We start from the raw sequence: 20,902 nt of genomic DNA, 5'->3' as shown, positions 1-20,902 counted from the left end.
ATTTAGCTTAAAAATAAAAAAATCATGCAAGCTATGTGATATTTTAAAATCACAAAAGCCTTACATGACTTGTATAGCTAAGCATATGAATATAGGTAATGGAGCTATTAGCGGGACTTGAACCCGCGACCTCTACATTACCAATGTAGTGCTCTACCGCCTGAGCTATAATAGCAAACCTGATACCTAAGACATTGTACCTAAAATTTATTTGTTAGTCAATCTTTTTAAACTCTGCATAATAAATAGGTTGGCCCAGACTTCTAAACTTATTTTCATATTCTGTGACTATATTATCCGGGTAGAGCTCAAGCTTCATATCGAAATCTCTTTTTATACATTCAAAACCCTCTTCATCAAAATACTCCAAGGATTCCTCAAAGAGATTTCTATCGTCTGTCTTAAATTTTATAAATCCTCCGTCTTTAAGGATGGTTTTATAAATTTTTAAGAAATTGGGATGGGTAAGCCTTCTCTTTTTATGCTTTTTCTTGGGCCAAGGATTGCAAAAGTTTATATAAATCCCATGAGCCTCGCAGGGGGCTACTATCTCTTTTAAGTGCATTATATCTCCGGGGACACATCTCACATTTTCAAGTTCATTTTCCCTTACCTTTCTGGTGGCATAGATGAAGGCATTTGATTCTCGATCAAAAATTATAAAATTGCAATTTGGCTCTCTTTTTGCAAGCTCTTGTATAAATTGACCCTTGCCAGCGCCCAACTCTAAAAAGATTTTGTTGTCATTTTTAAATTCTTCCTTCCACTTGCCCCTCATGTCGTAGGCCGAGAAAATGACATATTTATTTTCTTGCATTTCTGGAATTGCAAAGTGTTTTTTTCTAAGTCTCATGATTTCCTTTCTAAGTAATTTTTATTTGTCTAATTTTTTCTTTAACTCCAGCAAATCTTCCATAGTTGAAGAAGTCATGGAACCGGAATTCTTATAAAATTCTGCTCGGATTTCTTTGGTTTTCCTTTTTAGTTTTATTTGCTCAGCTTCTACTTCTGCCAAAAGCTCTCTTGCAGAGATGCGAGAGCCTCCTCTTTGCATTATGATTTGCTGCTCAATTTTGTCGGATGTTGCGACTCTAACTCGTCTTAGCCTGCCAACCTTATCTAGCTCTTGTTCAATGTAGTGGTCTGCTGTTTGCAATTCTTTGGTAAAGACCACACTGATTCCATCAACCCTGTAATGGGCACCAGGAGATTTTTTGACCTTGTAGCCATCAAAGACTAGGATTATTTCTTGCTTGGTTAGGTGGGCATATTGGGCTAATATAGTGCAGAGATCCTTTCTCGCTTTTTCCAAGTCAACTTCCATTGTATCTTTGAAAATATCCCAGGAATTCATGATATTGTATCCGTCTACAAAGAGGTAGTCCTTGTTTTTTAAATAGTATCTTCTATGCATTGTCTTTGAACTTCAAATACTACAATGCTGGCGGCACAAGAAGCATTTAGGGAGTCGAAGCTTTTGGTCATGGGAATAGAAATTTTGCCGTCGCAGGCCTTTAATATATTGTCGCTTATTCCCTTTGCTTCGTTTCCAACAACTAGGGCAATATTTCCTCTAAGATCGGTCTTGTAGTATTTTTCGCCTTCCATATCCAAGCCGTAGATCCAATAATTTTCCTTCTTAAGTATTTCTATGGTCTTTGATATATTGGTTACTCTAGCGACTTTTATATTTTCAATAGCTCCAGCTGATGCCTTGTAAGCACCTTCATTTACTTGAGCAGATCTGTGTTTTTGTATTATTATGCCTGTAAAGCCTGCGGCATAGGCTGAACGAGCACAGGCCCCCAGATTGTGAGAGTCTTGAATCCCATCTAAGATTAAAATTTTGCCGCCACCTTTTACAGAGGAAGCCTCTTTCAAAATGTCATCTAGTTCAGCATACTCAAAGTCATTTACTAGAGCGATTACGCCTTGATGCCTGCCACCTTCTGCCAGTTCATCAAGCTTTTTTCCATCCACTTTTGTAAGGGGGATTTTCTTTTCACGGGCCAGAGCATAGATTTTGTTTATAGACCCCTCCATATCTCTGGAAGAGAGGTAGAGTTTTTTTGCCCTGCCATCTTTTATTACTTCTATGACTGCATTGCGGCCATATATATACATATCTTTCATTTAAAGGCTCCTAAAATGTTCTCTAACTTCATTTATCTTACCACAGGTCATCTTGCCTTCGGGGCAAGGGCCATTTAAGCAGGATGGCCCAGCTTTTTTAAAGAGGATGGGACTTACCCTTTTTAATTCTATAAGCATGAGTTCTGCCATATGCCTGATTTCCCATTGGGCTCTGTTGCAAGTCCTAAGTTCAAAAAAATGCAAAAGAGATCGCACATTCATAGTAAAGACAAGCTTAGTTTCGCAAGCGTTGGGGAAGATGTATCGGGCATCTTCTAAAGCTTCTTTTTCTACTTTTTTTCTGGCATCTTGCTCTTCCATGCCAGCTTTTATAAGAGGTGCCGCCTTTTGGTCTATCAAAATAGAACAGAGGTCTTCATAAGCTTTTTTATCTAGCTGCATTATGTTGTCGTAGATTTCTCTTGCCTTTTTATTTTCTTTTATGGCAGGAGGAGTTATATATTCAAAATCTTCAAGCCTTACATATCTTTGCGATTGTTGTGAATATGAAGCAATCCTATGCCTTACAAGTTGGTGGGACAGAGCCCTTGATACTCCTTCCACAGCAAAGGAAAATGAAGCATGCTCCAAGGGAGAGTTGTGAGAAAGGCCCATTAACATATTCAAAAATTTTTCTATGCTTGCAGAATCCATTTTTTGGGTGATTTCTTCGACTCCAACTTTGGAATAGCACAGCTTAGCGGATGCGGCAATAAGTTCTTCTGGGTTATGAGTGTAGGATATGAGTTTAACTTTCATGCAAGTTCTCCTTAATAATTTCAAAAATTTCTTCAAGTCTTTCGTCTTGATAGGTCAAATACAAGTAGCCGATTAGGGCTTCGAAGCCGGTAGAAATTCTATAAGTAGTCACATCAGTATTTTTGGGAACGGTGTGGGGTTTTTGATTTCTGCCTCTTTTAAAGATGCGGTCCTCATCTGGGCTTAGTCTTTCTTCTAAAAAAGTCATAATCCGAGCTTGGGACTTGGCAGATACAAGTTCAATATTTTTCCTGTGCAGCCTTTTCGGATTTATTTGCATATCAGCTACTAAAATTCTTGTAAAGACTTCATACACAGCATCCCCAACAAATGCCAAGGCCAGAGGACTCAAAAGCTCCGGCCTTTCCAACTTAAAATTTTTTCTAAATAAGTCTAAATCTTTTTCCAAACAGTTCCACTCCTAGTGTCTTCGATTACTATACCCATATCAAGGAGCTGATCTCTTATTTCATCGGCTCTTTTAAAATCTTTAGCCTTTCTTGCAGCATTTCTTTCATCGATAAGAGCCACTATACCATCTTCAAGGTTGCCCCTATTTTTATTTAAAAGACCAAGGACTTTAGCAAGGCTTAAAAAGAAATCAAGGGACTTTTCTATTAGCTCCTTGGAGGAGGATTCGTCAATTTCCACATTTATATCCTTAGAAATATTGAAAAGAGCAGTTATGGCATCAGCAGTATTTAAATCATCATCCATTGCCCTTTCAAACTCTTGTCTGTGGGATAAAATCTTTTTGTATTTTTCATTATCTTTTTCATCCATTTGCCCCTTGGCATTTTTCAAGAGGTCTTGTAATTTATATTTGGCATTGTAAAGTCTTTCAAGAGAAGACTTGCAAGCATCCATGACCTCTCTTGTGAAGTTTAAGGTAGATCTATAATGGGAGCTAAGTAGGAAAAATCTCAAAACTTCCAAATTGTATAAGTTTGCTATATCTCTTACGGTAAAGAAATTGCCAAGAGACTTACTCATTTTTTCGTTATCCACATTTATCATGGAGTTGTGAAGCCAAAATCTGGCAAAGGGTTTGGCGTTGCAAGTTTCTGATTGGGCGATTTCATTTTCGTGGTGGGGGAATTGCAAATCTTCTCCACCGGCGTGGATATCTATGGTATCACCAAGCAGGGTCTTTGCCATTACAGAGCATTCTATATGCCAACCGGGTCTACCTTCTCCCCAGGGAGCCTTCCAGGAGGGTTCGCCTTCTTTTTTATTCTTCCAAAGGGCGAAGTCGAGGGGATTTTTTTTGAGCTGACTCACATCTACTCTAGCACCAGCAAATAAGTCTTCGATTTTTTTTCTTGAAAGTTTGCCATAGTCTTTGGCTGAATTGATATCAAAATACACATCACCGTCTGAAACATAGGCAGCCTTTTTGTCGATAAGAGTTTGGATGAAGTCTATAATTTCATCAATATGTTCAGTTGCTCTGGGATGTAGACATTCGTAGTCGTAAAAATTTAGACCAGATACATCCTTTTTAAATTCTTGTATATATTTTTCGGCAATTTCTTTTACTGTGGTATTTTCTTCCTTAGCCCTATTTATTAACTTGTCATCAATATCTGTAAAATTCACTACAAATTTCACATCATAGCCCTTGTAGATGAAATATCTTCTTAGAGTATCAAAAACTACTATGGGTCTGGCATTGCCGACATGAATCAAATTATAGACAGTAGGCCCGCATGTATACATCCTGACCTTCTTGTCTTCTATTGGCACAAAGTCTTCTTTTTTTCTCGTAAGCGTGTTGTAAAGTTTCATTTTTCCTCCTTATTAAGGGGTTTAAAAGTTCCCAAATTATCAAAAAAGCTCTTATAGTAATCAAGACCTATAAAACTCTTATCATCTATCATCTTATTAATTTCATCAATATTTTTTATAGCAACCTCAGCGACTTCTTCTCTTTGAATTTTTATATCATGAAGGTCAATGATCTTGTCACAGAGGTAAATATAAAAAATACTGGAAGTTTCTGTAATTATTCTTTTTAATTTTAGCTCTTTTGGCAAAAGTTTAAGGGAAAGCTCCTCTTTTACTTCTCTAAGAATCCCATCAAGGGGTTCTTCTCCTGCAAGGACACTTCCGCCAGCTGAACAATACCACATATTCGGAAACATATTTTTTTGGGAAGACCTTTTTTGAATTAGAAAAGAATCTTCGGATGTCCTTATCCAAACCTCAACTACCAAATGATATTCGCCTTGCCCCAAAACCCAGCCCCTCTTTATGGTTTTGTTTTTCTTTTTTCCATTTTTATCATACACGTCCCAGTATTCCACCATATAATCACCCTATAAATTCTATTATAAACTATGTTTAAGTTCATGTCATAATTTGTATAATATATATGAAACAAATATTTTCAAATATAAAAGCTGTGAAAAGTGTTAAATTGTGAACAACTATGTTAAAATGGCAGTACTATTAAAAAAAGGTGAAATCATATGATTGAAGTAAAAAATCTCACAAAACTTTTTTCAATCGATGGCAATGAGTTCAAGGCGGTCGACGATGTGAGCTTTGAGGTTAAAAAAGGAGAAATATACGGTATAATAGGTCTTTCTGGAGCGGGTAAATCCACTCTTGTAAGATGTATAAATAGGCTGGAGGAGCCTGAGTACGGAGATATTTTGATTGAGGGACAGAGCATATTAAATCTTTCCAAGAAGGAGCTTCTAAAAGAACGCAAGGATATAGGAATGATTTTTCAACAGTTCAATCTTTTTTATCAAAAGACGGTCTATGACAACATAGCTTTTCCACTTAGAATCTCTCATTATAATAAAAAAGACATAGAAGAAAGGGTAGAGGAACTTCTCAAATTTATAGGTCTGGAGCATAAAAAAAAGGCCTACCCCAGTGAACTTTCTGGAGGACAAAAGCAAAGAGTTGCAATAGCAAGAGCAATCGCAACATCGCCCAAGATTTTGCTTTCAGACGAGGGCACATCAGCCCTTGACCCGGCAAATACAAAGGCGATTTTAGACCTACTAAAAAATGTTGTAAAAAAATATGATATGACTATAATCATGATTACTCATCAGATGGAAGTTGCCAAGGAGATTTGTGATAGGATAGCTGTCATGGATTCGGGTAAAATTGTAGAAGAAAATACTGTCGAGGAACTTTTTAAAAATCCAAAGACTAAACTTGCCAAGTCATTTATCCATTCTCTTAGGATAAAAGACCAAGAAGAAGTCAAAGAGGCTGATTTCAAAGGCACACTTGTGAGACTTTCCTATGATGATAAGTCCTATAAGGAGCCTATTCTTTCAAATTGCATTAAGAAATTTAATGTGGATGTATCCATAGTGTCTGGAAATATAAGTAACCTCTCCAAAAATAGTGTCGGCTATCTCATGGTAGATTTTGTCGGGGAGAGGGATGAGATTTTGAAGGCCCTAGATTATTTAAAAGAAAAGAATGTAAACTGTGAGGTGATTTGATGGATAAAGTTATTGAAATTATAAACCCTGCCATCATCCAAACAATTTACATGGTGGGAGTATCTTCTATAATAGCCATAGTACTGGGCTTATTTTTTGGTATAATATTGACCCTGACAAGACCGGGTGGACTTTGGCAGATGGCAAGTTTTTATAGAGCCTTAGATTTTGTAGTAAATATTATGAGGTCCATGCCCTTTATAATTTTGATGATAGTGGTTTTGCCGCTTACTAAGATTATTGTGGGCAAGGGATATGGAACAAATGCAGCCATAGTACCACTTGCGATTTCTGCTATACCTTTTGTAGCAAGGCTTGTGGAAGTACAACTGATAGAAATTGACAAGGGCATCATAGAAGCTGCAAAATCTATGGGGGCATCGACTTTTCAAATAGTATTTAAGGTAATGCTTCCAGAGGCTATGCCATCAATTTTAAATGGCTTTACCCTCACCATAATAAATATAATAGGATATTCTGCCATGGCGGGTGCTATGGGAGGCGGCGGACTTGGAGATGTTGCCATGAGATATGGATATCAGAGAAGACAGTATGACATCTTACTTTTTACAGTAATAGCCATTGTAATTTTAGTTCAAGTTATTCAAATTACAGGAGATTTTATATCCGCTAAATTAAATAAAAAATAGGAGGAAGAAAATGAAGAAAAAATTATTGGCCCTAGTGCTGGGAACACTTTTAGTCCTAGTAGGATGTGGCAAGAAAGAAGCAAATGCACCAGCAGAAAATAAATCGGCAGAAAAAGAAAAAGAAACCATCACAATTGGAGTTTCTCCAGTGCCACATGAAGAGATTATAAATGCATTAAAAGACAAGTTTGAAGAAGCAAACTTGGATGTCAAGGTAGTAGTATTTGATGACTATGTTCAACCAAATATCCAAACAAATTCAGGAGATTTGGATGCCAACTTTTTCCAACATAAACCCTACTTAGATACCTTCAATAAAGAACAAGGCACAGACCTTGTGAGCATTGGAGCAGTTCACCTCGAACCACTTGGAGCTTATTCAGATAAAATAAAAGAACTTTCAGAGCTAAAAGAAGGTGGACATATAATCATACCAAATGATGCGACAAATGGCGCCAGAGCTCTTTTGCTTTTGCAAGACCAAGGCCTTATAAAGCTAAAGGACGGAGTGGATATTTTAGCAACTGAAAAAGATATAGTTGAAAATCCAAAAAATCTTGAAATCGTAGCAATGGAAGCTGCAAACATTCCAAATGTATATAAGGATGCTGATTTGGCAATAATAAATTCAAATTATGCACTAGGAGCGGGACTTGACCCGGCAAAAGATGCTCTTGTAATAGAGTCTGCAGAAAATAATCCCTATGCCAATATAGTTGCAGTTAAAAAGGAAAGAGAAGGCGAAGAAAAATTCAAAAAGCTGATGGAAGTTTTGCAATCTGATGCCTGCAAGAAATATATAGAAGAAACTTATAAAAATTCAATAATCCCAGCATTTTAAAAACTGAGAGTTAAAGACCTTTGGAGCTAATAAAAGTTCCAGAGGTCTTTTTTTAAAAGAAAAATAAAAAAAAAGAGCCTTGCGGCTCTTGGATCAGGAGATGGTTAAAGTAAATCAAATTACTACTTAGGTATTTATGTATTTTCGTAACACTGATCCAAGAAGAATAATATCACAAATACCTAAAAAATTAAAGTCATTCAAAATTTTTTCTAGAGCCTGGCATAAAAGAGTCCACCAATCCGATCATAAAGGCACCTAAAAGAGCTCCAGGCATAGAAATTCTTACACCACTTAGGATAAATGATGAGAGCTTCAAGATGACTGCTGCTAGTAAGAAACCCTTAAAACCCTTGCCTTTGGGCGATGCCTCTATGTTTGTAAGCTTTTCTAGCAAGTGGTCAAGGACTGCAATTAAAATTGCAAGTCCAATCGCGGTAGAGTAAGAATGTACATAAAATTGGAAACCCAAAAATGTACAAAGTTTGGATGCTATTAAAAGGGAAAGGGCGGATATCAAAAATCTAAATAATAATTTCAAAAAATAAACCTCCTAAAATTCTTTAAAGAATTTTTCAAAAGATGAGGCGAGCGAAGTTTTGAAATCAAACTCCAGAAAACATTCGTCTAAAGCCTTATACATGGCAAGAAAATCTTCGTAATTATTGTTACCACCCATGTGTCCAATTCTAAAGACCCTATCTGCCAAATGCCCCATAGAACCAGAAAGCAAAAAGCCCTTGGATTTCATTTTTCCAAGTAAGTCCTTGGCAGAAATTTTTTGAGGACATACAACAGCTGTAAGAGTAGATGAGAAGTTGGACTCTGGATAGAGTTCTAAGTCATTTTCTTTTAGGCTTGCTCTTGTTGCAGCTGCAAAGCGCTTGTGGATGGCGACAAAATCTTCTTTAGATATTTCATCCAAAGCGGCATCTAGAGCGTAGACCAAATTTTCGTTCATGGTATAGGGAAAAGCGAAGTCGCCTTCATACTTTAAATAATTCTTTATATTTAAATAATACCCGCATATATCATTTCTACTCAAAATTAGGTCGATAGCCTTTTTAGAAAGTGTCAAAAGGGTGAGCCCCGTAGGAGCTGAAATGGCTTTTTGAGTACCACCTATTAGGATATCGGTATTTATTTCATCAAAATTTATTTCTTCTCCAAGTACGGAGGAAACTCCATCGACAATGGTAAGCATGTCATACTTTTTTAGTAGACCACAGATTTTTTTGATGTCATTTGTAAGTCCTGTTGGTGTTTCACAATGGACCATGGTTGCCAATTTGAAGGGGCCATTTTCTATTATATATTTTTCAAGTTCGTCTAGATCAAAAGATTTTCTAAAATCATTTTCATAGACACAAGCGACGCCACCGTAGGATTCTACATAATCTTTAAATCCGGCTCCAAAAAAGCCGTTTGAAAGCACCAAGACGCGATCATTTTTTTGCATAAGACTTACTACACTTGCTTCGAGTCCCATTATGGCTTCGCCAAGCATTATTATGCTCGGGGCATCTGTATTTAAGAGAGAGGAATATTTTTTTTCAACCTGTCTGTGAAAGGTTACATATTCCGGGTCCAGATCGGGATTAGTTAGAAATTTTCCCATAGCAGCAATAGCGGACTTCCTGACCTTGGTTGGGCCGGCACACATTAAATGCATATTATCACCTCGAATAGTATTCTAACATAAAAATGAGGCCGACAAAATTTTTTAAGTGTTATAATTATGAAAAAGGAGAAAAGCAATGTTTTTAAAAGTTGAAGTATATATACCAGAAGATAAGGTTGCAGAGCTTGCAAATGCTTTGAATGAGGCTGGCTATATAGGTGATGGCATGTATGATTATGTATTTTCTGCATCTAAGGTCAAGGGCTATTTTAGACCTTTAAAAAGTGCCAAACCCTACTTGGGCAAAGAGGGAGAGATTTCGTGCGTGGATGAAATCAAGATGGAATTTAGGATAGATGCCAATTGCAAGGATGAAGTTTTAAAACTCATAAGAGAGATTCATCCTTATCAGGTGCCAGTTATAAATTTTGTGAGCCTGGTTTAGAATAAGTTTAAAATTTTTCAAAGATGAAATTGTATTTTTATAAAAATATCCTGATAAAATAGATTTCTATGTTAGAATTTATATAGATGGAAATTCCAAATATTTTTTTAGAAGGTAAGATATGACAGACAAAGATATAAATGCAGAGGGAAAATTTTTAAAAAGAATTGACAGGCAAGTTGCAAGAAGAACGGTCTTTAGAAAGTTAATGGCACTTATTGTAGGAGATTTTGTTTCTTCTGTCGCCTTGGTGTTTTTTTTAAGAGCCCACCATATGCTTTCAGGAGGAGTAAATGGCATTTCGATAATCTTGGACTATGTGACAGGGATCCCTGTTGGTCTTTTGATTTTACTCTTGAATCTGCCACTTATAGTGCTGGGGCTTATTTATCTTAAAAAAGAATTTATGTTTTATACGATTATTTCCATATTTCTTTATTCTTTTTATGTGAGCATGTTTACAAAACTTATGCCAAAGGGCTTTATGGTGACAAATGACATCCTTCTTGCTGCAATATTTGGAGGAGTTTTGAGTGGACTTGGCTCTGGCATAAATTTTAGAAATGGAACATCCACAGGCGGCTTTGACATAGTTGCCGCCATTATGAAAAAAAAGCTAAACATAAGCATAGGAAATGTGCTTTTAACTTGCAACTTCTTTATAGTTTCCACATCGGCCTTTATCTTTTCTCTGGACAAGGCCTTATATACAATTTTATCCATGGCTGTTACTTATAGTCTGGTTGATAGAATCCAGCTTGGAGTCGGCAAGCAAAAGCAGATATTTATAATATCCAATCAGTACGAAAAAATTGCTGAAATAATCCAGTTTAAATTGGATAGGGGCATCACCTATATAGATGGAGAAGGCGCTTGGTCAGGAGATGCGGTCAAGATAATTTATTGCGTAGCTTCTTCTTATCAAGTTGTAAAGATTCGCCAATATGTAAAAGAATTAGACCCTAGGGCCTTTATGGCTGTTTCTGACACTGCAGAAATTCAGGGTAAGGGCTTTAAAAATACAGAAATATAAATAAAAAGACTCTTGAAGCTTGATGTTTCAAGAGTTTTTTTATAAAAATTTTAACTTTAAAAGGTTAGACTTATTTTTTATTTCCAGCAAGAGAAAGGCAGATAACTGCCAAAAGAATTATACCTATTCCACTCATGTCTATAAGACCAGTCTTGTGGCCTAAGAGGACAGCTGAGAAAAATACAGAGGCAACAGGCTCAATAGTAGCCAAAAGAGAACCAGTAAGAGGGCCAACGAGATTGACTCCGCTAAGGAAGAGGTAAAAGGCGAGGGCAGTACCCATTATAACCATGCCGGCAAGGGCTAGATAAAAATAAATATCGCCGCTATAAGACATGGCATAGGTTCTAGCAGATAGAGTTAGGATAATGCCTCCTATAAGCATGCCAAATCCTGTGACTGGTTCGGGTCCGTATTTTGAAATTATTTTGCTTGGTAATATTGTGTAGGTCATAAGGCAAAGAGCAGATACTAGTCCCCAAATCAGACCTTCTTTAGAAATCACCAAGTTGTGGATATTGAAGTGGGTGGTCAGCACAAATGTGCCAAGCATGGCAAGAAAAATCGCCAGACTTTCTCCAAGGCTGGGCAATCTTTTTTCAACTATACATACGTAAAAAACGACCATGACTGCTCCGGTATATTGCAGGACTGTTGCCGTAGCAGCATTGGTGTAAAAAATTGTTTTTAAGTAGGTAAGTTGTGTTGCCATCAAGCCAAAGACGGCAAAAAATAAGAGGACGAGAACGTCCTTTTTGTTTTTAAAAATGTCAAAAGACTTCTTTTTTTGCTTAAAAAGAGAAAAAATTATTAGAATAATTCCAGCACAGGTAAGTCTTATGCTTGAAATCCAGGCTGGATTTACCTCGTCTACTTGGAGAAGAAATTGCCCCAGAGTCCCCGAAAGTCCCCAATTTATAGCACCTAAGAGGGTCATGATTATGCCCAACTTATATCGTTTTTTATCAAAAATTTCCATTTTCAGCTCCTTAAGATTAATACAAGTATTTTACAACAAATGGGGTATAAAAGACATATAGGAGGTCGAAAATGCTGAAGAAATTATTGACATACGGATTTAAGATAGAGCAAAGATACGAAAAACTCAAAAAAATTTGCAAAAAAAATGACGTGGAGCTTGTAGATATAGACAAGAGCGACCTGAATGAAAAGGTTGGATTTTTGGTTGGTCTGCCAGGATTTTCTGAAGGGGAAAACAAGATCCCAATAGAAAATATGGACACAGAGTATTTGCTTTTTGCAGGTTTTTCGCCAGATGATCTCAACAAATTTTTAAACGATTTAAGAGATGAGGCAGTTTTAGTCGCTCACAAGTCGGTCTTGACAGAAAACTCAAAAAATTGGACTATGGGTTATTTGATTTCTCATGTCATGGATGAGCACAAGTTGATGATGGTTTGGGAGAGATACAGAAAGCTTGTCCTTATGGGAGAAGAAGTTTTGAAGGTAAAACAAAATGAAAGATTAAAACTCTGCATAGACCATGGCAAAAATTTGCTCAAAAATAGAGAGCCGGCATTTGAAGATTTGGTAAAGGGCTATAACAATCTTTTTGAGTGTTTGGAAAAGCTGGGTAAGGAAGAATGAAAAATAAGATTTTAGAATTTTCGCTTATAATTAGAGAGAATGAAGATGACTACAAGATTTATTATTACAATAAAGAAAAAAATCCGGACATTTTGAGATATGGTTACAAGGAAGATTTAGAAGATCAGATATTTTTTGAAAAAGAAGGAGATTTTTTTGAAAACCATATGGGAGAGGATGCTAAGTACTTTTTTGAAGAAATAGAAAAAGCAAGTCCAAGAACTTGGACGGGTAACTATAAAAATGACTTCAGAGGTCCCTATCCAATATGGGAATTGGGTCTTGTAGTAGAAGGCGAGGAGGCTCTAAGTATATCTGGCTCGGGAGATTATCCAAAGGCTCTGATGGACTTGGTGCTTGTTTTAAAATCTTTTGAATAGAGAACTCAAAGGGCAAAGACCAGGTAGATAATCTGGTCTATTTTTATTTTTTTAATCGCTTTTTCTTCATCTTCTATTTGCAAAAGATTGTCTTTAAAATTTTTTAGTCTAAATAAGCCCTTTGTATCCTCTGTGAAGATATAGACTCCTTGACCAAGACTTTGCTCTAGAGCTTTAGACAGAATGTTTTCTGAAAAAAGTGGGCCTTTTAGCCTTTTTTTATTGTAAATTTTTAGTTTTTTATTAAAATCTGATTTGCTTGTGAGCTCTTCTGTAAAAGAGTTGTTTTGGGAACTTTCTATAAAATTTTCTCTTACAAGCAAAAGTCCGTCAAAAAACCCGTCCTCATTTACAAGTTCTACATAGGCAAAAGATTCCAAATAGGCTATGAAAAAGCCGAAATACTTTCTTTCATTTTTTAAATTTATTTTATTTACACAATCTTGTAGCATACGATCACCCAGAGAGATTATACCTTAAATAAGTTATTAAGATAAGGTCGAGAAATTCATAAAGTGTTTTCGAACCTAAAAGCAAAGAAGTTATTATCATTTTTTAAAAATACAAGTCTCAAAAAATAATCATTAAGGGCAAAAATTTTCAACAAGTAGAAAGGTCTTGATTTAACTTATCCCCAATCTTATCCACATTATCCACAGGTCTTGAATGTATAAAATTTCAAAAACAAAAAAATCAAAATAAATCGTTAAATAGGCTTAAATAAAGGGTTTTCAGACTATGATATTTTTGATAAGGGCAATTCTTAAAATGTCTTGTGTGGAAAACTTGTGAAAAGAAAAAAACTATCTCTAGACTTTTGAAATACTGGATTGTAAAAAACTTATGAAAATGATAAGACCAAAATACATATAAAAAATTTTATAGATATTTTAAAACCTTAACTAAAATTTAAAAGCAAGCATGCCTTGATTGTAAATAAAAATTGAGTCAAAAAAAATCTGCCTTTATAGGCAGATCTTTAAAGACCTAAATTAGGTATGGCTCTTACATTTTTTGATGGGCCGTATTTTTTATAGGTGTAATAGGCACAAGAGGCAATCATGGCTGCATTATCCGTACACAAAATTTTGCTAGGATAAAAAATTTTAATATTATTATCCTTGCCCAAGGCCTCGAATCTGTCCCTTAGACCTTGATTGGCTGCAACGCCACCAGAAATTACAATTTTATCTGAATTTTTTTCTTTTGCAAGGCGCAGAGTTTTTTCTGTAAGTATCTCCACCACACAGTCTTGGAAGGATCTGCAAACATCTTCCACATTTACAGCTTCCTTATTTTGTTCCAGCTTGTGGATGTAGTTTATCACAGCTGTCTTGATGCCAGAAAAAGAAAAGTCGTAGTTGTTTTCATTTAGCATGGCACGGGGAAAGTCTATGCAGGATTTACCCTTTTTTGCAAGCGCATCAACAATAGGCCCTCCTGGATAGCCAATGCCCAAAACTCTGGCAACCTTGTCAAAGGCTTCTCCGGCTGCATCGTCTTTAGTCCTTCCCATCAGGTCAAAATCTATATGACTTTTCACATCTATTAGATAGGTATGACCTCCTGATACTATAAGCCCCACAAAGGGAGGCTCCAAGTCAGGATGAGCAATATAATTTGCACAAGTGTGGCCTATGACGTGGTTGACTCCGACAAAGGGTTTGTCTAAAGAAAAAGCCAGGGTCTTGGCAGCAGAAAGCCCAACTAAAAGAGCGCCTACTAGGCCGGGGCCCATAGTGCCTCCTATTAAATCTACATCCGAAAAATTTAAAGAAGCCTCATCAAGAGCTCTTTGTATGACATCATTTATGACTTCCACATGCATACGAGATGCAATTTCTGGGACTACACCTCCATATTTTTTGTGAGTTTCAATTTGTGTTGCAATTACATTTGAAAGCACTTTTCTTCCGTCTTCGACTAGGGCAACGCTGCATTCGTCGCAGGAAGACTCAACTCCCATTACAATCATATCTTTACCTCATATATCTTTCCACATTATATAGGCATCCTTGCCTATACCATAATAATCATTTCTCTTGCCTTCTATTTCAAATCCCAGCTTGCTATAAAGTGAAAGAGCCGGTTTATTAGTAGTTTTTACTTCCAAACTCGCTCTGGCAATATTTTCCTTCTTGCAGACATCTATAAAATACTCCATAAGCCTTTTGCCATAGCCCAAAGAGCGAAAATCTTTTTTGATTGCCACATTAGTTATAAAGGCCTCGGAAAAAATACTTTGAAAGCCCATATATCCTATCACCATATCGCCATAGAGGGCGAGATAATAAGAAGATATGGGATTTTCGAGTTCGGATTGCACATTTTCATAAGACCAAGGACTCTCGAAACATTCAAGCTCCAAGCGATAGATGGAGATGGCATCGTCTAAAGTTGCCTTTTTAATTTCCATGTTTTTTTAAATATTCTCTTTGAGCTTGAGAGAGATTTAAGTAGCGGGGGAGGATTTCCGACAAGTCTTGCGCTCCAGTTTCATTAAAATTATAAAAACCGGCAAGAGCTATTGAGGATCCCCTTATTTTAGAATTTAAAAATTTGGCAAAAACAAGTTCAGACTTTAAATCAGCTAGGGAATCTTTTATAGCACAAAGATCTGGCGATACTAAAAGGCAGGGCTCTTTAAGCGATAAAATCTCATCTTTTAAGTCGCTTATATTTATTAGTTCATCGTCTTTTACAAGAGTTATTTCCTTTTCTTTTAGTTTGTAGATGCCCCTGTAAACTCTTTGCCTTCTAGCATCTACACAGGCGCATATATAGCCTTCAAATGAGCTATTAAAGCACAAAGACTTGAGAGAAGAAGTTGCAACTATTGGGATTTTTTTAACTTGAGCAAGAGTTTTAGCGACTGTGACAGCTATCCTTATGCCAGTAAAAGAACCCGGTCCCACTCCCACGCTTATAAGGTCTATATCATCAAGTTTAAGAGCAAGCCCATTTAAAAGGTATCCGATGAGGTCTACCAATTTTTCAGAGGCATAATTATAACCTCCCAAGCTTATCTCGCCCAAAAGATCTCCATCTTCAATAAGAGCCAAGGAGCAAATTTTAGTTGAAGTATCAAGTCCAAGAACCTTCATTTATAATCACCTTTTCAATTTCATCCTTTCTTTCGCCACCAAAAAATTCGACTATCCTCTTGCCATCATCTACCTTTATGAGAAGCTCCAGGCTGTTTTTGGGCAAGAGATTTTTGATAATCTCGCCCCATTCCACAAGGCAGACTCCATTTCTATAAAAATAATCTTCAAAATCCATAAAGAGAAAGTCATCTTCGGTGATTCTATAAGCATCAAAGTGATAGAGGGGAAGCCTTCCAGACTCATATTCATTTAAGATTGTAAAAGTCGGAGAAGAAATGTAGTCACAAATGCCAAGCCCCTTGCCTATTGATTGGGAAAGGGTAGTCTTGCCAGCACCCAAATCACCAGTCAAGACCAGCACATCATTTTCTTTTAGAAGACTGGATAAGAATATTCCAAAGTCATTAAACTCATCTAAATTGTTCATAATAAATTGCATAAAATCACCCTTACTATAATTATATACTATAGCCAAGTCTGATAAAAATTAAAAGTATTTATTAGCACTATCTTGAATTTCTTAAAAGGTAATTTTGTTTGCAAAAATGTCTTTAGATTTAAAATTAGTAGAAGATTATTTAAGGGGCATGATAATTAAATAAAAATAGGATCTGCTAGTTGCAAATCCCATTTTTTTGAAATTAAAATTTGTCGTAGTGAATTTTTTTGCGGTCTGCTGCTTTTGCTTTTAGTTCTTCTTTTTTGTGACCAAGACCGATGACACATTCCACATGAAAATCTGATGGTATCTCCAAAAGCTCCCTTATGAAATCTTTACAATCCCTATCATCCTTATACTTGGCCTTGTAGGTGTTGGCCCAGCAGGAACCCAGCCCCATATCTTCGCAAGCTAGCTGGATAAAGATAGCTGCAAGCGAGGCATCTTGGAAATAGGTGGGGGCATCTTTTTTAGATAAGACCACTATGGCTGCCTTTGATTTTTCTAAAAAGCAAGCTCCGGCTTCTTTAAAAGTCGAAAGAGCCTTTAACTGATTTTTATCTCTAACTAGAACAAGCTCGACACTTTTTGCATTTTTGCCAGTCGGAGCCAAAAGGCCCGCTTCCATAATTTTATTTAGGTCCTCAAGAGAAACTTCCTCATCTGTGAAGTCCCTATAAGATCTTCTCTTACAAGCTAAATCATAAAACATTTTATCCCTCCTTCTACCAATTATACCCAAATTGTTATAAGATACTTATGAGGTGGATCATGAAACTATTAGAAGAAAAAATACAAAAAGATGCCAGACTTTTAGAAGGCAATATTGTAAAAGTGGATTCTTTTTTGAATCATCAATTAGACGTAGCTTTTTTAGACAAGCTGGCTGAAGAATTTGCAAAATACTTTTCAAAAAGGGGAATAAATAAGATCCTCACAATCGAAGCATCGGGCATAGCCTTGGCAGTTTTATTATCCAAGCACATGGACGATATCCCAGTTGTATTTGCCAAAAAGGCAAAGAGCCTTAATATAGGAGATGATGTCTTTACATCTTCTGTCGAATCTTTCACTTACAAGAAAGAATACACTATAACTGTCTCAAAAAAATATCTTTCTCAAAATGACAAGCTGGTAATAGTAGATGACTTTCTCGCAGAGGGGATGGCGATGAAAGGACTTATAGATGTCGCCAAGCAAGCCGGCTCACAAATTTTAGGACTTGGGGTTGCCATAGAGAAGGGATTTCAAAAGGGAGGCAAGTTTTTAAGACAAGAAGGCTATGACCTCTGTTCGCTTGCAATAATAGATGAAATAAAAGAAGATGGCATAGTTTTTAGAAAATAAAATAGGCGATGAGCGTTTTTTAAAACAGCTCTCGCCCATTTTTTTATGTATAAGAGAGGACAATCCCCTCTTGTTTTAGTAAGCTTCAACCCAAAGTTCGAAGTACTTTTGTGGGTGCGCACATGCAGGACAAACTTCTGGAGCTGATTTTCCTTCGTGGATATAACCACAGTTTAGGCAGTGCCATCTCACAACTTCGTCCCTTTCAAATACCTTTCCTTCTTCGATATTTTTTAGAAGTTTCAAGTATCTTTCTTCGTGGGCTTCTTCAACTTCACCGATTTCAGTAAAAGCTTTAGCAATATCTTCAAAGCCTTCTTCCTTTGCAACCTTTGCGAATTCAGGATACATTGAAGTCGCTTCTTCATTTTCTCCAGCAGCTGCAGCCTTTAAGTTGGCCTTAGTGTCTGTAAGTTCAACTGGGAAAGATGAAGTAATTTCAATAGTCTCTCCACCAAAACCACCTGCTTGTAGGAATTTGAAAAATCTCTTTGCGTGTTCAGATTCATTCCTTGCAGTTTCGGTAAAGATATCCCTTATTTGAATGTAGCCATCTTTTTCAGCTTGCTTTGCATAGAAGGTGTAACGTCTATTAGCTTGACATTCACCTGCGAAAGACTTCATAAGATTTATTGCTGTTTGTGTACCTTTTAAATTTTTAGCCATATTATTCACTCCTTAAATAATTTTAAATAAATTTTCCCCGATAATATATATGCCCCAATTATCATTTACTAAACAAATTGATAAAAACTTTTTTGAAAATGTGTAAGACATAAAAATATTTATTCAAAAATGAGCCCATAAACCAGTTAAAATGGCCAAAATTTTATAAAAAGGAGTCAAATATTATTTTTTAAAAAACTTTGCCAATAAAAGCCCCAAAAAAACACTTGCTAAGTAGGCAAGCTCTCCCAAAAATGTGAGAATGATGAAAGCCTTAATATTTTCTCTTTTTATTCCAGAGCTTATAAGATTTAAGATAAGCTAAAACAACAGGGCGAATATATTATAGATAAGAACCTTTTTAAAGCTTCTTTTCAAAATAATCTCCTCCTTACAAAAGCTTAAAAGCAAAACCAAAAATTTCCGTAAATTTTATTTTCAATCCAAATTGTATCTGTAAAGCTTCCTATAAAGAGTGGACAGATTAATCCCGAGCTTATCGGCAATCTCTTGCTTTTGAGATGTAGATGAGCCAAAATGCCTTACATACATACTTAAAACATCCTTTTCATACTTATCCATAAGAGTCTTTAAAGTTTCATTTTCTATATCAACACTTACACTTTGTTTAGAGTAGTCGGGCGATGGAGCAGATACAGTTTTAAATTTAAGGGGCAAGAGATCTTGCGAGATTATCTGATCATTGGAAATATTTACCAGATACTCTATTATATTTTCTAGCTCTCTGATATTGCCGGGCCAAGCATAAGACTTCAAAATATCCATAGTAGCAGGAGATAATATCATGCCATTTTTGTTTAGCTTCTTGCAATATTGCCTTAGCTTGAGATCGGCTATAAGAGGTATATCCTCTGGTCTCTGTCTAAGAGGCGGTATATTTATAGGTATTACATTTAGTCTGTAATATAAATCATCTCTGAAAGTATTATCTAGCACCATCTTTTCCAAATTTTTATTAGTCGCAGTTATGAGCCTAAAATTTATCTGAATTCTCTTTTTGCCGCCAAGACGCACAAAGCTTCTATCTTGCAAAACCCTCAAAAGTTTAGGCTGCAAGTGGATTGGCAAATCCCCAATCTCATCAAGAAAAAGAGTCCCCCCATTGGCAAGCTCAAACCTGCCGAGCTTACCTCTTTCATTGGCACCAGTAAAGGCCCCCCTTTCATAGCCGAAAAGCTCCGACTCCAATAAGTTCTCGGGAATAGAAGCACAATTTATAGCGACAAAGGGCTTATTTTTTCTGGGCGAATTATTGTGAATCGCCCTGGCAAAAAGCTCCTTGCCAGTCCCACTCTCTCCCCTTACCATAACAGTGGAATCGCCTCCTGAAGAAATCCTCTTGGCAAGATCCAAAGTAGCCTTCAAACTTGGACTCTCGCCGACAATATCAGCAAAACTTATCTTGTACTTAGAACCCAAGATATCATAGGCAGACTCAATCGCATCCGAATAAGACTCGATTTGAGCAATAGAAGAAATTATATTATCATCAAGACTTGTCAAAATTAGCTTTAGTAAAAATTCCCCACCCATAGCAGATTTGACAAGTTGTTGCTTTTTGCTATCGTCAATAGTCATATTCACAAATACATCAGACAGATTTTTCTCAACAAGATCATGAGCCTCTATATTTAAAATATTAAGAGCCTTGGAATTGAAATTTTTGATATTAAAATTTTGATCTGTAAAAATTATCCCCGAATCTATAGAATTTACAATATTGCTTATTTCCTTATTTCTGACAGTCAAATTATGGTTTGCATCCTCATAGCTCAAATTGCCAGCTATAAGAGATGAAATTTTCTTTAGAAAGATTTTGATAGCCTCGAGATTGTTATAAATATAATTTCTCTGATCCTGATCAAAAGCAATAATCCCAATAACACCAAGACAAGTAAGATTATTTGACATGATAGGATAACCAAGAGTAGCAATCTCATCGCAAGTGCTAGCCATATCACAATTTAGACATCTCTCGCTGAGATCTTTTTTTATTATAATTTCTGAAGATTTGTTATTTATTATGTAGTCATAAGAACAGCCCTTGGGCAAAGTTTCGCCGATAAGCTCCTTGTATTTGCCAGTAGCCGCAATTCTTTTAAGAGAATTGTCGACCACAGTAACATCAACCGACAAAACAGAAGCAATAGCCTCGGCAGCCTCTTGAACCGAGCTTTGGATGCTAAAAAGATTTTTCAAATAAAAGACCTCCATAATTCTTTTGCATTTTTGCAAAAGAATTACTCATTTTGCAAAAATGCAAAATGAGTATATCATATGTGCCGTATTTGTGCCAGATTTAAAATTGGCATGCAAATTGCTTGTATTATAACTTTGAAGGCAATTATAATTATTTTATATATTTTAAATTTAGAGAGG

The 20,902-nt window shown here is 36.2% G+C and carries 26 protein-coding genes and 1 tRNA gene; 8 read left to right on the top strand and 19 right to left on the bottom strand.

What is annotated here, in order from left to right; genetic code table 11:
- Positions 1-99: 99 nt before the first annotated feature.
- From LV469_06550 to LV469_06515, 8 genes are all read right to left on the bottom strand, one after another.
- A tRNA-Thr gene (locus LV469_06550) sits at positions 100-175 on the bottom strand.
- A gap of 39 nt (positions 176-214) precedes the next feature.
- The gene (gene trmB / locus LV469_06545; GenBank protein ID UHR02301.1) at positions 215-853 is read right to left on the bottom strand and encodes a tRNA (guanosine(46)-N7)-methyltransferase TrmB; all 639 of its coding nucleotides are present in this window, start codon (positions 851-853) and stop codon (positions 215-217) included.
- 21 nt (positions 854-874) lie between these two features.
- The gene (locus LV469_06540) at positions 875-1,414 is read right to left on the bottom strand and encodes an NYN domain-containing protein (GenBank protein UHR02300.1); all 540 of its coding nucleotides are present in this window, start codon (positions 1,412-1,414) and stop codon (positions 875-877) included.
- Positions 1,393-2,133, bottom strand: a complete 741-nt coding sequence (gene rlmB / locus LV469_06535) for a 23S rRNA (guanosine(2251)-2'-O)-methyltransferase RlmB (protein ID UHR02299.1) — start codon at positions 2,131-2,133, stop codon at positions 1,393-1,395. The genes LV469_06540 and rlmB overlap by 22 nt, the downstream gene beginning before the upstream one ends.
- Positions 2,134-2,892, bottom strand: coding sequence for an FAD-dependent thymidylate synthase (gene thyX / locus LV469_06530; protein ID UHR02298.1), 759 nt, complete (start codon positions 2,890-2,892; stop codon positions 2,134-2,136).
- Positions 2,882-3,301 carry a ribonuclease III gene (locus tag LV469_06525; protein UHR02297.1) on the bottom strand — a complete coding sequence of 140 codons (420 nt, stop codon included), beginning with the start codon at positions 3,299-3,301 and terminating at the stop codon, positions 2,882-2,884. Before LV469_06525 ends, thyX begins: the two co-directional genes overlap by 11 nt.
- Positions 3,286-4,680, bottom strand: a complete 1,395-nt coding sequence (cysS, locus tag LV469_06520; GenBank protein ID UHR02296.1) for a cysteine--tRNA ligase — start codon at positions 4,678-4,680, stop codon at positions 3,286-3,288. Before cysS ends, LV469_06525 begins: the two co-directional genes overlap by 16 nt.
- Positions 4,677-5,201 (bottom strand): NUDIX domain-containing protein, encoded by a 525-nt coding sequence (locus LV469_06515; GenBank protein UHR02295.1) that lies wholly within the window; start codon positions 5,199-5,201, stop codon positions 4,677-4,679. Before LV469_06515 ends, cysS begins: the two co-directional genes overlap by 4 nt.
- A 162-nt stretch (positions 5,202-5,363) precedes the next feature.
- On the opposite strand from LV469_06515, the gene LV469_06510 reads away from it, so the two are divergent.
- Genes LV469_06510 through LV469_06500 form a run of 3 tightly spaced genes read left to right on the top strand, consistent with a single transcriptional unit; the run spans position 5,364 to position 7,856 of the window.
- Entirely contained in the window at positions 5,364-6,365 is a 1,002-nt protein-coding gene (locus LV469_06510) for an ATP-binding cassette domain-containing protein (GenBank protein ID UHR02294.1), read from the top strand.
- On the top strand, positions 6,365-7,015 hold the full coding sequence (locus LV469_06505; GenBank protein UHR02293.1) for an ABC transporter permease: 651 nt from the start codon (positions 6,365-6,367) through the stop codon (positions 7,013-7,015). The genes LV469_06510 and LV469_06505 overlap by 1 nt, the downstream gene beginning before the upstream one ends.
- Before the next feature lie 10 nt (positions 7,016-7,025).
- Positions 7,026-7,856, top strand: a complete 831-nt coding sequence (locus LV469_06500) for a MetQ/NlpA family ABC transporter substrate-binding protein (protein UHR02292.1) — start codon at positions 7,026-7,028, stop codon at positions 7,854-7,856.
- A 196-nt stretch (positions 7,857-8,052) separates the two neighbouring features.
- Here the strand turns inward: LV469_06500 and LV469_06495 are convergent, their stop codons facing one another.
- Together LV469_06495 and LV469_06490 are read right to left on the bottom strand one after the other, a co-directional pair.
- Positions 8,053-8,397 carry a phage holin family protein gene (locus tag LV469_06495; protein ID UHR02291.1) on the bottom strand — a complete coding sequence of 115 codons (345 nt, stop codon included), beginning with the start codon at positions 8,395-8,397 and terminating at the stop codon, positions 8,053-8,055.
- A 12-nt stretch (positions 8,398-8,409) separates the two neighbouring features.
- Positions 8,410-9,528, bottom strand: a complete 1,119-nt coding sequence (locus LV469_06490) for an alanine--glyoxylate aminotransferase family protein (GenBank protein UHR02290.1) — start codon at positions 9,526-9,528, stop codon at positions 8,410-8,412.
- An 85-nt stretch (positions 9,529-9,613) separates the two neighbouring features.
- Between LV469_06490 and LV469_06485 the strand changes: the two genes are divergently transcribed.
- Both LV469_06485 and LV469_06480 read left to right on the top strand, forming a co-directional pair.
- Complete coding sequence (locus tag LV469_06485; GenBank protein ID UHR02289.1) at positions 9,614-9,922, top strand: hypothetical protein; 309 nt, start codon at positions 9,614-9,616, stop codon at positions 9,920-9,922.
- Positions 9,923-10,043: 121 nt separating this feature from the next.
- Complete coding sequence (locus tag LV469_06480; protein UHR02288.1) at positions 10,044-10,955, top strand: YitT family protein; 912 nt, start codon at positions 10,044-10,046, stop codon at positions 10,953-10,955.
- 70 nt (positions 10,956-11,025) lie between these two features.
- Here LV469_06480 and LV469_06475 read toward each other — a convergent pair whose 3' ends face one another.
- Entirely contained in the window at positions 11,026-11,934 is a 909-nt protein-coding gene (locus tag LV469_06475) for a DMT family transporter (protein ID UHR02287.1), read from the bottom strand.
- A gap of 71 nt (positions 11,935-12,005) precedes the next feature.
- Here LV469_06475 and LV469_06470 point away from each other — a divergent pair, with 71 nt between their 5' ends.
- Positions 12,006-12,563 (top strand): DUF3783 domain-containing protein, encoded by a 558-nt coding sequence (locus LV469_06470; GenBank protein ID UHR02286.1) that lies wholly within the window; start codon positions 12,006-12,008, stop codon positions 12,561-12,563.
- Positions 12,560-12,943 (top strand): hypothetical protein, encoded by a 384-nt coding sequence (locus LV469_06465; GenBank protein ID UHR02285.1) that lies wholly within the window; start codon positions 12,560-12,562, stop codon positions 12,941-12,943. Before LV469_06470 ends, LV469_06465 begins: the two co-directional genes overlap by 4 nt.
- Positions 12,944-12,948: 5 nt before the next feature.
- On the opposite strand, the gene LV469_06460 is transcribed toward LV469_06465, so the two are convergent.
- The 6 genes from LV469_06460 to LV469_06435 all read right to left on the bottom strand — a co-directional run bounded on the left by LV469_06460 (position 12,949) and on the right by LV469_06435 (position 17,201).
- Positions 12,949-13,395 carry a hypothetical protein gene (locus LV469_06460; protein ID UHR02284.1) on the bottom strand — a complete coding sequence of 149 codons (447 nt, stop codon included), beginning with the start codon at positions 13,393-13,395 and terminating at the stop codon, positions 12,949-12,951.
- Positions 13,396-13,922: 527 nt separating this feature from the next.
- The gene (gene tsaD / locus LV469_06455; GenBank protein ID UHR02283.1) at positions 13,923-14,918 is read right to left on the bottom strand and encodes a tRNA (adenosine(37)-N6)-threonylcarbamoyltransferase complex transferase subunit TsaD; all 996 of its coding nucleotides are present in this window, start codon (positions 14,916-14,918) and stop codon (positions 13,923-13,925) included.
- 9 nt (positions 14,919-14,927) lie between these two features.
- On the bottom strand, positions 14,928-15,359 hold the full coding sequence (rimI, locus tag LV469_06450; protein ID UHR02282.1) for a ribosomal protein S18-alanine N-acetyltransferase: 432 nt from the start codon (positions 15,357-15,359) through the stop codon (positions 14,928-14,930).
- Positions 15,349-16,047, bottom strand: coding sequence for a tRNA (adenosine(37)-N6)-threonylcarbamoyltransferase complex dimerization subunit type 1 TsaB (gene tsaB, locus LV469_06445; protein ID UHR02281.1), 699 nt, complete (start codon positions 16,045-16,047; stop codon positions 15,349-15,351). The genes rimI and tsaB overlap by 11 nt, the downstream gene beginning before the upstream one ends.
- Entirely contained in the window at positions 16,028-16,489 is a 462-nt protein-coding gene (tsaE, locus tag LV469_06440) for a tRNA (adenosine(37)-N6)-threonylcarbamoyltransferase complex ATPase subunit type 1 TsaE (GenBank protein UHR02280.1), read from the bottom strand. The genes tsaB and tsaE overlap by 20 nt, the downstream gene beginning before the upstream one ends.
- Positions 16,490-16,691: 202 nt before the next feature.
- Positions 16,692-17,201, bottom strand: a complete 510-nt coding sequence (locus LV469_06435) for a nitroreductase family protein (protein UHR02279.1) — start codon at positions 17,199-17,201, stop codon at positions 16,692-16,694.
- 59 nt (positions 17,202-17,260) lie between these two features.
- On the opposite strand from LV469_06435, the gene LV469_06430 reads away from it, so the two are divergent.
- The gene (locus tag LV469_06430) at positions 17,261-17,836 is read left to right on the top strand and encodes a xanthine phosphoribosyltransferase (protein ID UHR02278.1); all 576 of its coding nucleotides are present in this window, start codon (positions 17,261-17,263) and stop codon (positions 17,834-17,836) included.
- A 75-nt stretch (positions 17,837-17,911) separates the two neighbouring features.
- Here the strand turns inward: LV469_06430 and LV469_06425 are convergent, their stop codons facing one another.
- Positions 17,912-18,502, bottom strand: coding sequence for a rubrerythrin family protein (locus LV469_06425; GenBank protein UHR02277.1), 591 nt, complete (start codon positions 18,500-18,502; stop codon positions 17,912-17,914).
- Between the two features lie 438 nt (positions 18,503-18,940).
- Complete coding sequence (locus tag LV469_06420) at positions 18,941-20,722, bottom strand: sigma 54-interacting transcriptional regulator (protein ID UHR02276.1); 1,782 nt, start codon at positions 20,720-20,722, stop codon at positions 18,941-18,943.
- Between the last annotated feature and the right edge of the window lie 180 nt (positions 20,723-20,902).

This window comes from Peptoniphilus sp. GNH (assembly GCA_021307325.1).
Classification (GTDB): domain Bacteria; phylum Bacillota; class Clostridia; order Tissierellales; family Peptoniphilaceae; genus KA00134.
This window is presented reverse-complemented; position numbering and strand designations above follow the sequence as displayed.